Origin of the sequence: Thermotoga sp. 38H-to, assembly GCF_011057665.1 — a bacterium.
Lineage (GTDB): Bacteria > Thermotogota > Thermotogae > Thermotogales > Thermotogaceae > Thermotoga.
Genome location: NZ_LNFZ01000003.1, coordinates 274,770 through 288,750 on the forward strand (window position 1 = coordinate 274,770; position 13,981 = coordinate 288,750).

Annotated in this window: 11 protein-coding genes; all 11 read left to right on the top strand. The window is 44.5% G+C overall.

The genetic code is table 11. The annotated features are described in order from the left end of the window. The first annotated feature begins 127 nt into the window (after positions 1-127). On the top strand, positions 128-1,135 hold the full coding sequence (locus AS158_RS07795) for an ABC transporter ATP-binding protein (RefSeq protein WP_029683291.1): 1,008 nt from the start codon (positions 128-130) through the stop codon (positions 1,133-1,135). Further along, positions 1,116-3,044, top strand: coding sequence for an ABC transporter substrate-binding protein (locus AS158_RS07800; RefSeq protein WP_029683292.1), 1,929 nt, complete (start codon positions 1,116-1,118; stop codon positions 3,042-3,044). The genes AS158_RS07795 and AS158_RS07800 overlap by 20 nt, the downstream gene beginning before the upstream one ends. A 74-nt stretch (positions 3,045-3,118) precedes the next feature. Continuing rightward, a complete protein-coding gene (locus tag AS158_RS07805) occupies positions 3,119-4,141 on the top strand; it encodes an ABC transporter permease (protein WP_029683293.1) in 1,023 nt (340 codons plus the stop codon). 18 nt (positions 4,142-4,159) lie between these two features. Continuing rightward, entirely contained in the window at positions 4,160-5,023 is an 864-nt protein-coding gene (locus AS158_RS07810) for an ABC transporter permease (protein WP_165304810.1), read from the top strand. Positions 5,024-5,039: 16 nt separating this feature from the next. Beyond that, positions 5,040-6,011 (top strand): ABC transporter ATP-binding protein, encoded by a 972-nt coding sequence (locus AS158_RS07815; RefSeq protein WP_029683295.1) that lies wholly within the window; start codon positions 5,040-5,042, stop codon positions 6,009-6,011. 31 nt (positions 6,012-6,042) lie between these two features. After that, positions 6,043-7,905, top strand: coding sequence for a glycoside hydrolase family 127 protein (locus AS158_RS07820; RefSeq protein WP_165304811.1), 1,863 nt, complete (start codon positions 6,043-6,045; stop codon positions 7,903-7,905). A gap of 21 nt (positions 7,906-7,926) precedes the next feature. After that, a complete protein-coding gene (locus AS158_RS07825; RefSeq protein WP_165304812.1) occupies positions 7,927-9,381 on the top strand; it encodes an alpha-N-arabinofuranosidase in 1,455 nt (484 codons plus the stop codon). A gap of 28 nt (positions 9,382-9,409) precedes the next feature. After that, positions 9,410-10,480, top strand: coding sequence for an aldose epimerase family protein (locus AS158_RS07830; protein WP_165304813.1), 1,071 nt, complete (start codon positions 9,410-9,412; stop codon positions 10,478-10,480). A gap of 75 nt (positions 10,481-10,555) precedes the next feature. Further along, positions 10,556-11,194 carry an L-ribulose-5-phosphate 4-epimerase gene (locus AS158_RS07835; RefSeq protein ID WP_004082992.1) on the top strand — a complete coding sequence of 213 codons (639 nt, stop codon included), beginning with the start codon at positions 10,556-10,558 and terminating at the stop codon, positions 11,192-11,194. A gap of 11 nt (positions 11,195-11,205) precedes the next feature. Then, entirely contained in the window at positions 11,206-12,726 is a 1,521-nt protein-coding gene (locus tag AS158_RS07840; RefSeq protein WP_165304814.1) for an FGGY-family carbohydrate kinase, read from the top strand. A 3-nt stretch (positions 12,727-12,729) separates the two neighbouring features. Continuing rightward, positions 12,730-13,941 (top strand): sn-glycerol-1-phosphate dehydrogenase, encoded by a 1,212-nt coding sequence (locus tag AS158_RS07845; protein ID WP_008193742.1) that lies wholly within the window; start codon positions 12,730-12,732, stop codon positions 13,939-13,941. The last annotated feature ends 40 nt before the right edge of the window (positions 13,942-13,981 follow it).

Sequence of the window (13,981 nt, forward strand, 5' to 3'; positions counted from 1 at the left end):
TATTAAGGTATAACATGAAATATTTGTCCAGAAATATACTTGATTTAACAAAAGTGGACAATGTAGAATCTACATGAAAGAATAATGTACGTACCTAAATGTATGAATAGCTTGGGGGGAAACTGTATTGAGCGAATTTTTGGAATTAGACAACGTAAGCAAAATTTTTAAAGTAGGAACTCTAATTTCGAGGATTTCAATACCGGCTGTTTGGAAAGTCACCTTTTCTTTGCCGGAGCGACCTGTAATTTTTTCGCTTGTTGGAGAGAGTGGGAGTGGTAAGTCAACTCTCGCTAATCTCCTCTTGAGGCTCATAAAACCAACGTCTGGGGAAATTTATCTTCGGGGTAAAAAGTTGGAAGAATATTCCCAAAAAGAATTTTTAAGAATGGTACAGCCCATCTTTCAAAATCCGTTTGAGTCATTCAACCCACTGAAAAAAGTGGAAACTTATATCTTTTCAACAGCAAGAGCTTTTAGTAGGGATGGTGGAAGAAACTTGGAAGAAAACATAAGTAGGGTATTGGCTTCGGTGGGTATAAGTCTAGAACAGATACGGGGAAAATATCCTCATGAGTTTTCTGGTGGACAGTTACAAAGATTAGCCATAGCAAGAGCGCTTCTGGCAGATCCCGAACTACTAGTTGCAGATGAACCCGTTTCAATGTTGGATGTTTCACTTAGGGTATCTATACTGAATCTCTTTAAAGAATTAAGAGACAGATTCAAGAAAAAGATTATTTACATAACACACGATCTTGCAACCGCCTATTATGTGAGTGACTTGATAGCCGTTATGTTAAGAGGAACGATTGTGGAAATGGGACCCGCAGGTGTTGTATTAAATCATCCCTTGCATCCATATACTGTTCTTCTCAGACAGAGCGTTCCTGATATATCTAAGGAAAGTGTTCAAACCATTAAAGTTGCAGAAGAAAAAAGTAAATTGGAAAGGAAAACAGTGAGTGAAGAGTATACTCTGAGCGGGTGTAAATTCTATCTTCGATGTCCTTATGCGACTCAGCAATGTTTAGAAGAACCTCCTTATTTTCAGGTTGAAAACAGAATGGTAAAGTGTTGGCTCTTCCAAAACTCTCAGGAAGGGGGGACTAAGCATGTTGTGGAGAAGAAGTAGGTTAATACTTCTCTTGGCGGTAACTGTCATAACAAGTTTCGTGGCATTTGCCCAGGGGCAAGAAGTGCTTCCAGGAATTCCAAGAAATGAAGTCATCATCATCGAAGATCCATCTGGACGTTCTTTGAATCCTGGTAGGTTTAACCTGTGGGGCGGAGGAGTTACTAGCTGGTCAACAGGTCTCCAGCAACTTTGTCTAGGTGCCCTCTGGTACATCGATCCAGATGAAGGGATTGAAGGAGATCCTTGGATCAATCTCCTGGCAGCGGAGCCACCTATCTACAACGAAGATTACACCAAGATGACAGTTAAGCTGAGGAAAGGAATTTACTGGAGTGATGGAGTTCCTTTCACTGCGGACGATGTGGTGTTTACTGTAGAAACGTTGAAAGCTCATCCAGAGATGACATGGGGTGCTTACATGCAAGTGAACGTGGAAAAAGTGTATAAAACAGATGATTACACCGTGGTATTCGAACTTAAGAAACCCAACGGAAGATTCCACACAGTCTTCACAGTGAGATGGTCTGGATGTTACATAATGCCCAAGCACATTTTTGAAAAAGTTGATGATCCCGTTGCGTTCGATTTCAATCCTCCCGTGGGAACGGGTCCGTACGTTTTGAAAGAGTACGATCCCAATGGTTACTGGTTCTTGTGGGAACTCAGAGAGGATTGGGAAAGGTCCGATCTTGGAGTAGCGTTTGGGAAGAAGCCTGGACCCAAGTACGTGCTTTACAAGGGTATCGCTGCTCCCGAAAAGAAAGTCATGGAACAAATGGCGCACAATCTTGATATAATTCACGATTTGCCTCCAGAATCGGCTATCACTTTGTGGCAGAACAATCCTTACTGTGTCACATGGTATGATGGTTGGCCGTGGGCACATCCTGATCCTACATTGCCTGCGATCATTATGAACCACGAGCAGTATCCATTCAACATAAAAGAGGTAAGATGGGCTCTCGCGTTGGCGATCGATATGGTTCAGGTAGTTCTTCAGGCTTACAATGGATGCGCCACTATTTCTCCGATCGATGTTCCACCGACGGGTAAATATCCGGAGTGGTACTTTGACAAGATAGAACCGTGGCTTAAAGAATTCACGATCAAAGTGGGAAACGAGGAGTTCAAGCCGTATGACCCCACAATACCTGAGAAAATAGCCAATGCAGTCAAATATGCCTTTGGTTATGATGTCCCAGATGATCCAGCCAAGTTGAAGAAGATGATAGGGTACGGCTGGTGGAAATATGCTCCTGATATAGCAGAAAAGCTTCTCAAGAGCGTCGGTTTCACCAAAAAAGGTGGTAAATGGTACAGGCCTGATGGAAAACCATGGAAGATCAACATTCTCTGCGAGTCTGCAACAAGGTCTGTGATGACACGAGCTGCCGTTGCGATAGCTGAACAGTGGAGAAGGTTCGGAATAGATGCTAACATAGAAGCTGCGGAACCTTCCATGCTCTGGCAGAGGATGAACTACGGAGAAGATCCAGATACAGTGTACCTGGCTTGGGTTATAGAGACATGGGGTGGACATCCTGATCTCTTCTGGTTCCTGGAATCCTGGCACTCTGAATACTACAAACCTACTGGTGAAGCAGTTGTTGCAAAGAATCCAATGAGGTATAAGAGTGAAAGAATTGACAGAATAATTGATGAACTGAGAAAAACAGACTTCTTTAAAGATATCGACAGAATTATAGAACTCGGCCTCGAATATATAAAAGTAACGACTGAGGATATGCCGTTGATCCCTCTCTTCTCCTATAACGTCTTCACCGTGTGTGACGAATACTACTGGACAGGATACCCAACAGCTGAGAATCCTTACACCAATCCTGTTCCCAACTGGGGTAATACAAGGTTCATGTTCATAAAACTCCAGCCGACTGGTAGAAAATGAATTCTATCCCCCTCCCACCGGAGGGGGATTTGAAACATCACAGATTATCAGCATAATTTAAGGAGTGGTTTGAAATGAAAGCTTTTCTAAAATATGTCATAGTACGTTTTTTAGTGTGTATAGTTTTGATATTTATAGGCGTTACTATAACTTTTTTGATTCCGAGACTAATTCCTGGTACAAATCCTGCAGAGATTGCAATCAGAAGGTTACAAATGGCTGGTACTTACCTGCCTCCTGAAAGTGTAGAGAAAATGAGAGAATCTCTTCTAAAACTCTATGGAGTGGAGGGAACGATTTTTGAACAATATATAAGATTTTGGAGGGAACTTCTGAGGGGGAATTTGGGACCTTCGTTTGCTTCCTTCCCAACACCTGTGATGAAGCTTATCTCCAATTCTCTTCCTTGGACAGTGGGTCTTCTTGCCTTTACAACGTTAGTTTCGTGGATATTAGGGACCATACTCGGAGGTATAGCGGGTTTCAAGAATAAAGGAATTTTCATGAAAGTCTTCGAAATTTTTGCCAATGCAGTTAGACCTATACCATACTATATTTTAGCCTTGTTACTCCTTGTGCTGTTTTCTTATGTATTGCAATGGTTTCCAACTGGAGGGGCTTATCAAATGGGTCTTTCTCCTTCATTCTCTTGGGATTATTTGAAGAGTGTTATAAAGCACGGTTTCTTACCTGCTCTCTCACTGATAATCATAGGCGTTGGTGGTTGGTTCCTAAACATGAGAAACTTGGTTTCCTCAGCTCTTCAAGAAGATTTTGTGCATTTCGCGTTTTTGATGAGACTGAGAGAGAACTTGATCTTCAGGTATTACACTATGAAACCAATGCTACCTCCACAATTGACAGGTCTCGCGTTGCAATTAGGAATGATTTTCAACGGGACTATTATAACGGAGATAGTTTTCAATTATCCAGGTTTGGGTCAATTGATTTATACTGCTATCATGCAGTCAGATTACAATTTGGTGATGGGTATCACCTTGTTCTCAGTCATTGCGGTTGCATTGGCTACTTTCTTGATCGATATTACCTTACCTTTCGTTGACCCCAGAATCCAATACAGCGGTTCTGGTTCATAATAAAGGAGGGAGACAATCATGTCATGGCAGTCAATATTCCTTCCTATAAGGCGGCTTTTTAAATACGATGTGCGATTCAGGTTTGCAATCATAGTTTTAATAGGTTTGGTTGGTTTTTCTCTTCTTTCTTTTCTTTCTCCATATGATGCACGATCTTCCTATTATGCTCCAATAAACCATCCTCCTTCTTGGAAACATCCATTTGGTACCAATGGAAGAGGACAGGATCTTTTCTGGTTGCTGACTTTTGCTATGAAGAATTCTCTGGTCTTCAGCTTAGAAGTTGCTCTTCTCTCACGTTTGATAGCGATCTTCGTGGGTATAACAGCAGGATACAAACGAGGTATTCTCGATCAAATTCTGGTGTTACTGTGTGATTCTTTTATTGTGCTTCCACTTCTACCAATACTCATATTCTTGAAGCTGATAATGCGTGAAATGAACTTCACCATACTAGCTCTTGTTCTGTCTCTTTTTGGATGGCCGTGGGATGCGAGATTCATAAGATCTCAGATATTGAGCTTAAGGGAAAGGAATTTCACTTACTCTGCTATCTTCTCTGGTAGGAACCTATTGACTATGATCTTTTCAGACTACTTGCCTCATATATTGCCGATAACGCTAGCCACAACAGTGAATAACATGCTCTGGTCCTTAGGTTTCGAAATCACGCTTTCCATCTTGGGTTTGACGTCTTTGGATGTGCCAACGATGGGTACTGTTACCTACTGGGCCATTCAGCAACAGGCGATGGTTATGGGAATCTGGTGGTGGTTAGCTTTTCCGATAGGATTGTTAGTGTTACTGTTTATATCGCTGTACTTTCTCTTTGTTAGTATCACCGATTACATAAATCCAAAAGCACGAATTGTTGCCAGATAGGTGAAGGAGGGACAACATGACCTCAATCCAGGTAAGAGACCTGACAGCTCACTACATTGTGGAGCGCTATGGTGAGAAAAAAGAGATCTATGCCCTTGAAAAAGTAAGTTTCTCGCTAAATACAAATGACTTTTTGGCTATCGTTGGAGAGTCTGGATGTGGGAAAAGTACTTTAGCAAAAGTACTCTATGGGGAAATCAATAATCAACTAGTCATCCTGGGTGGAGAAGTGAATTATCAGTTTGATGATGTAGTTTATACAGTAAATACATCAGTAAACGAAGTAAAGAAGGTATGGTGGGAAAAATTATCGTACATTCCACAAGCATCGCTTAGTGTGTTGAATCCGTTAAGAAGAATAAGAGATATATTTTCAGATATGTTGTTTTCCCATGGGAAAGTTTATGAAGAGAATTCTATTGTCAAGCATCTTGACGATTTGGGATTGCCTTCACATATCTTAAACATGTATCCTTTTGAGCTTTCAGGAGGAATGAGACAGAGGGTAGTCATAGCTCTTGCAACTTTTATGAATCCTGGAGTGATAATAGCAGACGAACCAACATCTGCACTGGATGTTGTCACCCAGAATGAAATTTTGCAACTTTTGAAACGAATACACAGGGAAACTGATTCAACTTTCATATTCATAACTCATGATATTTCGCTTATACCAAATTTGGCGAATAAATTGATGATTATGTATGGAGGAACGTTGGTTGAAATAGGTGAAACTGATACAGTCTTTGCTAGTCCCCGACACCCTTATACAAAATTTCTCATCTCGTCTATACCAAGAATAGGTGATGATACTGAAAAACAATCCATTCCAGGTTATCCACCTGATCTTTCAAATCCACCTTCGGGTTGCAGATTTCATCCACGCTGTCCATTCTCTGAAAGAAAGTGTGAAGAAAAGATGCCGCCACTTGAGCTAGTCGATGGTAATCATTATGTTGCCTGCTGGAAACCCTTGAAAGAGCAATAAAATTGTCTGTGCATATAAGGAGGGAACTTCCATGTCCAAAATTGTAGAAGTTTCCAAAAGTCCCTACGCAAAGCTCAGAACAATACCTGTTGGTTCTGTTAAAGTAAAGGGATTCATGGGTAAATACTTTGAAACCCTCGTCAACGTAACCCTTCCCACACAGTACGATCTTTTGGAGAACACAGGAAGACTCGACAACTTCAGAATCGCCGCTGGCAAGATGGAAGGATCTTACAAAACTCTCTTTCCCTTCGACGACACAGACGTGTACAAATGGGCTGAGACAGTGTCCTTCGCCTTGGCGAACAGGAAACTGCCGGAGCTGGAGAAGATCCTCGACAGCGTGATAGAAGAGGTGAAAGCTGCTCAGGATGAAGACGGTTACCTTGGAACCTATCTTTCTGGAGATAGAAAAAAAGAGCGATGGACGAACCTTGCATGGAATCATGAATTGTACAACGCAGGTCATTTGATTCAGGCGGCCGTTGCACACAGAAGAGTGACAGGGAAGAATACACTCTTCGAGGTGGCAAAAAGATTCGCAGATCACATCTACAACACCTTCGGCCCTGAGAAGAAAGAGGGAGCACCGGGGCATCCTGAAGTGGAAATGGCACTTGTAGAGCTCTACAGAGAAACAGGAGACAGAAAATATTTGGACCTTGCAAGGTACTTCATTTACGCACGTGGAAAAGGGCTTGCCAGCGTCCCAAGAAATCCTGGACCAGAGTACTTCATCGATCACAAACCTTTTGTGGAGCTAGAAGAGATCACAGGCCATGCGGTGAGAGCTCTGTATCTCTGCTCTGGTGCTACCGATCTTTATCTTGAAACAGGTGATGAAAAGATCTGGCAGGCCCTCAACAGACTCTGGGAGAATTTTGTGACGAAGAAGATGTACATCACAGGAGGGGCGGGTTCCAGACACGACTGGGAATCCTTCGGAGAAGAGTACGAGCTTCCAAACAGAAGATCTTACGCCGAGTCCTGTGCCTCGATAGCGAACTTCATGTGGAACTTCAGGATGCTTCTTGCAACGGGCGATGGGAAATTTGCAGATGTGATGGAACAGGTACTGTACAACGGACTTCTCTCCGGTATATCCCTCGATGGGAAGCACTATTTCTACTTCAACCCGCTGGAGGACTACGGGAGAACAAGAAGACAGAAATGGTTCGACTGTGCGTGCTGCCCACCGAATCTTGCCAGGTTCATAGTGTCTTTTCCGGGATACATGTACACCACATCGGACGACGGTGTTCAGGTTCATCTGTACGAAAAAAGTACAGCCAGGCTTGATTTCAAAGGTTCGGTTGTGGAGATAGAGCAGGAAACAGACTATCCATGGAGCGGCGAAGTAGCTTTCACGATTAAAACAGACATTGAAGAGCCATTCTCCATTTATCTCAGGCTTCCTTCCTGGGCAGATGATTTTGTTCTCAGGGTGGACGGAAAAGCGGTGATAGCAAAGCCACAGAACGGCTATGTGAAATTGAGCCAGAGCTGGAAAGGAAAACACACAGTGGAACTTTCACTTCCCATGAAAGCGGTGTTTATCGAGGCACACCCATTTGTGAGAGACGACCTTGGAAAAGCTGCAGTGAAAAGAGGTCCAGTCGTCTACTGTATAGAACAAGCAGATAACCCGGATTTCCATGTTTGGACACTGGTGTTGAACTCAGAAAGCCTGAAGGAAGAAAAAGGAAAGATACTGGACAGGGAGGCTGTTTTCCTCAAAGGAACTGGAAGAGCACTGGACATCTCTGAATGGGAGGGGAAACTGTACAGAAAGCTGTCTGAGGTTAGGGAAAAAACGGTAGAGTTCACTCTCATTCCCTACCATATGTGGGCCAACAGAGAACCGGGTGCAATGGCGGTGTGGTTGAAGAGATAAGAGATGAGGAGGGAAAAGAGTATGTCCTACAGGATAGTGGTGGATCCAAAAGAAGTTGTCAAGCCGATTAGCAGACACATCTACGGTCATTTCACGGAACATCTGGGAAGGTGTATCTACGGCGGAATTTATGAAGAAGGTTCTCCGCTCTCCGATGAAAGGGGTTTCAGAAAGGACGTTCTGGAGGCTGTAAAGAGGATAAAAGTTCCGAACTTGAGATGGCCCGGTGGAAACTTCGTGTCGAACTACCACTGGGAAGACGGAATAGGTCCCAAAGATCAGAGGCCTGTTAGGTTCGATCTCGCCTGGCAACAGGAAGAGACGAATAGATTTGGAACGGACGAATTCATTGAGTACTGTCGTGAGATAGGAGCAGAACCTTACATCAGTATAAACATGGGAACTGGAACACTCGACGAAGCTCTCCACTGGCTTGAATACTGCAATGGAAAGGGTAATACCTACTACGCTCAACTCAGAAGAAAGTACGGTCATCCAGAACCTTACAACGTAAAGTTCTGGGGAATAGGCAACGAGATGTACGGGGAATGGCAGGTAGGCCACATGACGGCGGACGAATACGCAAGAGCCGCCAAAGAATACACGAAATGGATGAAGGTTTTCGACCCTACAATTAAAGCGATCGCCGTGGGCTGTGACGACCCCATATGGAATCTCAGGGTTCTTCAAGAAGCAGGTGATGTGATTGACTTCATATCCTACCATTTCTACACAGGGTCCGACGATTACTACGAAACGGTCTCTACGGTTTACCTTCTCAAAGAAAGACTCATCGGAGTGAAAAAGCTCATTGATATGGTGGATACTGCTAGAAAGAGAGGTGTCAAAATCGCCCTTGATGAATGGAACGTATGGTACAGAGTGTCCGATAACAAGCTCGAAGAACCTTACGATCTCAAAGATGGTATCTTTGCATGTGGAGTGCTTGTACTTCTTCAAAAGATGAGCGACATAGTCCCACTTGCCAATCTCGCACAGCTTGTAAACGCCCTTGGAGCTATACACACCGAGAAAGACGGTCTCATTCTCACACCCGTTTACAAGGCTTTTGAACTCATCGTGAATCATTCCGGAGAAAAGCTTGTCAAGACCCATGTTGAATCGGAGACTTACAACATAGAAGGAGTCATGTTCATCAACAAAATGCCTTTCTCTGTCGAGAACGCACCGTTCCTTGATGCCGCCGCTTCCATCTCAGAAGATGGCAAGAAACTTTTCATCGCTGTTGTAAACTACAGGAAAGAAGACGCTTTGAAGGTTCCAATCAGAGTGGAAGGTCTGGGACAGAAAAAAGCCACCGTTTATACACTCACAGGTCCGGACGTGAACGCGAGAAACACCATGGAAAATCCAAACGTCGTTGATATTGCCTCCGAAACTATCACTGTCGACACCGAATTTGAACACACGTTTAAACCCTTCTCCTGCAGTGTGATTGAGGTAGAATTGGAGTAAGAAAAACCGCCATCAGGAGGAGAAAGAAATGGAATATTTGATGAGCCACATTGAAAAGGAGTTCTTTGGAACAACTTCCGAAGGAATACCCGTATATCAGTACACACTCATAAACAAAAATGGAATGATGGCAAAGATCATCACTTATGGTGCGATAGTGAGAGAGTTGTGGGTGCCAGACAGTTCTGGCACCCTTTCTGATGTTGTTCTTGGATTTGATACGCTCCAGGAGTACGAGGAGAAGAACTCGAACTTCTTCTTCGGAGCGATAGTGGGAAGGTACGCGAACAGAATCGCTGGTGGAAGGTTCGAGATCAACGGGGTCACCTATCAGCTTGCCCTGAACGATGGAGATCGTCCAAACGCGCTCCACGGTGGTGTGAGGGGATTTTACACCAGGGTCTTCAAAGCCGTCCCCATGAAAACACCTGCTGGACCTTCCCTCGTTCTGAAATATTTGAGCCACGATGGTGAAGAAGGCTATCCTGGCAATCTGGATCTCACAGTTATCTACACTCTAACAAACGAAAACGAGCTGAAGGTAGAGTATCGTGCCACAACGGACAAATTCACCGTCGTGAACCTCACACAACATTCCTATTTCAACCTTGCCGGTGATGGTTCAATACTTGATCACGAACTTATGATAAACGCAGATAACTACACCCCAGTTGACGAGAACCTTATACCAACAGGAGAAATCGCCCCTGTTGATGGTACGCCTTTCGACCTCAGGACATTCAAAAGGCTGAGAGATGCCATTGAACCGTTGAAAAGTACTCCAACAAAAGGCTTCGATATAAACTACGTTTTAAACGGTGAAAATGGAAAGTTGAAGCTTGCAGCCGTTTTGAAGGACAACAAATCCGGAAGAAAGATGGAAGTTTACACAACAGAACCGGGGCTTCAACTCTATACGGGGAATTTCCTCGATGTGAAAGGGAAATGCGGTACATACTACGGGCCGTACTCGGGTTTGTGTCTTGAAGCACAGCACTTCCCTGATTCCCCGAATCATCCGAATTTTCCAAACACCATCTTGAGACCAGGAGAGGAGTACAGGCAGGTTACCGTCTATAGATTTTCTGTTGAAGTTTGAAAACAAAAACGGAAGTGTGATACCTTTTGCGTGGACAATTTTGACTGTACGTTTACCCATAAAGGAGGTAAAAGTATGTACGAAAAAGAAAGGAAAGAGCTATACAATGCCCATCTTCTGTTGGAAAAATACGGTCTTGTCGCTTACACAAGCGGTAACGTGAGTGTGAGAATCGGTGATCATGTTCTGATAAAGCCCTCCGGTGTTCCATACACCGAGCTGAAACCAGAGGACTTCGTCGTGGTGGACCTTGAAGGAAACGTGATCGAGGGAGAGAAGAAACCCTCCGTCGATACAGCTACACATCTGTATCTCTACAAACACCTCGACTGGGCAAAATCCGTGATTCACACTCATTCAACATTCGCCATGGTGTGGGCAATTCTCGAAAAATCAATCCCCGTTCTTTGCACGGCACATGCGGATGTTTTCGGAGAGGAGATTCCTCTTACAGAATACGCTCCTGTAGGATCCGAGGCGATTGGAAAAGCTGTCGTGAAAGTGATTGGAAAATCCGGTGCTGTTCTTCTCAGAAAACACGGTGTTATGATCGTGGGGACCTCTGTGGACGATGCAGTGAAAAAGGCGATTTTCCTTGAGGAGGTAGCAAAGGCAGCGTACTTTGCGACACTTGCAGGAAAACCCACACCATTGCCACCTGACGAGGTGGATCATCTCTACAATCAGTACCACACCAAGTACGGTCAGAAGTGAGGAGGGGGAACATGTACCTCATCGGAAGTGATATAGGAACTCAGGGGACGAAATCCGTCATTGTGAACGAAAAAGGAGAAGTACTCGCTGAGGCTTTCAGAGAGTACGAAGTCATAACTCCAAAACCAAACTGGGCAGAACAGTGGCCTGATGTCTGGGTTAAAGCAGTCTTTGAAACTGTAAAAGAAGTGGTGGAGAAATCTGGGGTATCGAAGAAAGAAATAGCTGGGATTGCCATTAGCGGGCTCTACGGTGGATCGGGCATTCCAGTTGACAGGAACATGCAACCCCTCAGACCCTGCCTCATCTGGATGGACAGAAGAGCGGTGAAAGAGACGGAGTGGGTGAAACAGAACGTTCCCAAGGAAAAGCTCTTCGAAATCACAGGAAATTACGTGGATTCGTACTTTGGCTTTACGAAAATCATGTGGATCAGAAACAACGAACCAGAGATCTGGGAAAAGATCTACAAGTTCATCACTCCTAAGGACTACGTGATCTATCAAATGACGGGAGAAGTTGTCATCGACTATTCCTCTGCTGGAAACCTGGGTGGTGTTTTTGACATCAGAAAGCTCACCTGGTCCAAGGAGATGTGCGATGTTCTCGGAATACCAATTGAGTTTCTCCCCGAGAGAATAGTGAAGTCTTCTGACGTGGTTGGAAGAGTGACGAAAGAAGCTTCAGAATTGTGCGGACTCCTTGAGGGAACACCCGTAGTGGCCGGTGGAATAGACGCTCCAGTTGCCCAGCTTTCTGCCGGTGCACTTGAGGAGGGAGAACACGTTGCGATGGTGGGTACTTCCACCTGCTGGGGAACGGTCCACGACGGTTCGAAACTGGCTTTCGGGCTTGTGAATTATCCTTACGTGGTTTACGACACTGAAAGGATCTACACATTTGGAGGGTCCGCTACAACGGGGGCTCTCGCCAGGTGGTTTAAGGAACAGTTCGGTGAGAGCGAGACAATCGTCGGTGAAAGAACTGGCATCTCACCGTACCAGCTCTTTGACAAGGAGGTAGCAAACATCCCTGCTGGAAGCGAGGGTATCATCGTTCTTCCATACTTCATGGGTGAAAGATCTCCGATATGGGATCCTACCGCAAGGGGTGTGTTCTTTGGGGTCACTCTCTATCACAAGAGAGCACACCTCTACAGGGCACTAATGGAAGGAGGAGCGTATGCCCTGAGACACAACATGGAAGAGGGCTTGAAAGCTGGTTTGAAACTGAACGACGAGTGCTGGATCGTCGGTGGTGTTTCCAAATCTTCCGTGTGGGTTAAAATATTCGCGGATGTCACCGGTTTCAAAATGAGACAGGTTGCAAGCCTTGTGGAGGCTCCTTACGGAGATGCCTTCCTTGCGGGACTCGGAACAGGCGTTATAGACAAGCCCGAGAGAATAAAAGAGTGGGTGAAATACAGAGATCCCGTGGAGCCAGATCCGGAGAACAAGAAGATCTACGACAGGTACTACGAAATATACAGAGATCTCTATGAGAGAACAAAAGACCTGATGGCGAGGTTGTGAGGGATGAAGGATATCCTGGGAAAAACCTTCGAGTGCAGTTGCGGGAAAACTCATGAGGTTCCAGATATAGAAATCCTGGAGACATCCATAAGAGAGGCACCGGATGTTTTCCCGGATGCGTTTTTCATAGCAGACCTGAACACCGCTTCCCTGGTGGACTTGCCCGGGAAGCGGTCTTTCGTTTTCAACGAGAGAAGACCCATTGCAACGATGGAAAACGTTGAAAAAATAGTGAAAGCATCTGGAGATTTCCCGGAGATCGTATCGATTGGATCTGGCAGCCTCACAGACATAGCAAGATACGCGGCATATCTTTCTGGAAAGCGTTTCTCGTGTGTTCCCACAGCGCCTTCTGTGGATGCTTATACTTCCACCGTGGCACCTATCCTGGTGAACGGTGTGAAAAAGACCTTCATGGCGATTCCCCCCAGGAGAATCCTTTTAGATATCGAGGTGTTGAGAAACGCACCGATGGACCTTTTGAGGGCTGGCGTAGGAGACATCGTTGCCAAGATTCCCGCGAGAATGGACTGGATTCTTTCACATATCGTTACGGGTGAATACATCTGTGACTTCGTCTGGGACGACATGAAAGATCTGTTGAAAGAAATTCTTTTGAAGTCAAAGGACATTCTCAACAGAGAAAGAAGCGCCATCAAAACACTCATAGAGGCCCATCTCGTTTCGGGAATCAACATGGTCATCATGGGAAATTCAAGGCCGGCGTCCGGTGCAGAACACATGGTTTCCCATCTGATAGAGATGTTTCATGAAGAAAAAGAGGAGATGCCTCCTTTCCATGGCCTGACAGTGATGATAGGAGTTTTTGTTTCGATGAAGGCGTACGAGGCACTTGTAGAGAAAAAAGAGATACCTCTAGAAGAGTACTCCATTGAGGAAAGAAGGAAAGAACTTCTTGAGCTCTTCGAAGAAAGAAAAGTAGAAGAATTTTTAAAAACATACGCCGGGAAGAAACTCCCAAAAATCGAAGCAGATATAGTCAGAGAACCAATGGAAAGCATCTATAAGGAATTTTTCCCCCATCTCAAAAGAACTCTTGAGACGATAGATGTGAACTCGATGATCAACAGCTACAGCAAAGACTTTCTGTCAAAAGTTGTACGTCTCGCAAACACCATAAGGGACAGATTCACCGTCCTGGATGTCTTTGATGGGATGAAGATCCTCAAGAATTTTTCCAAAATAGTGTTTTGAAACATTCCAGGAGTCCGGTATAATTTTTGTTGAAAATCAT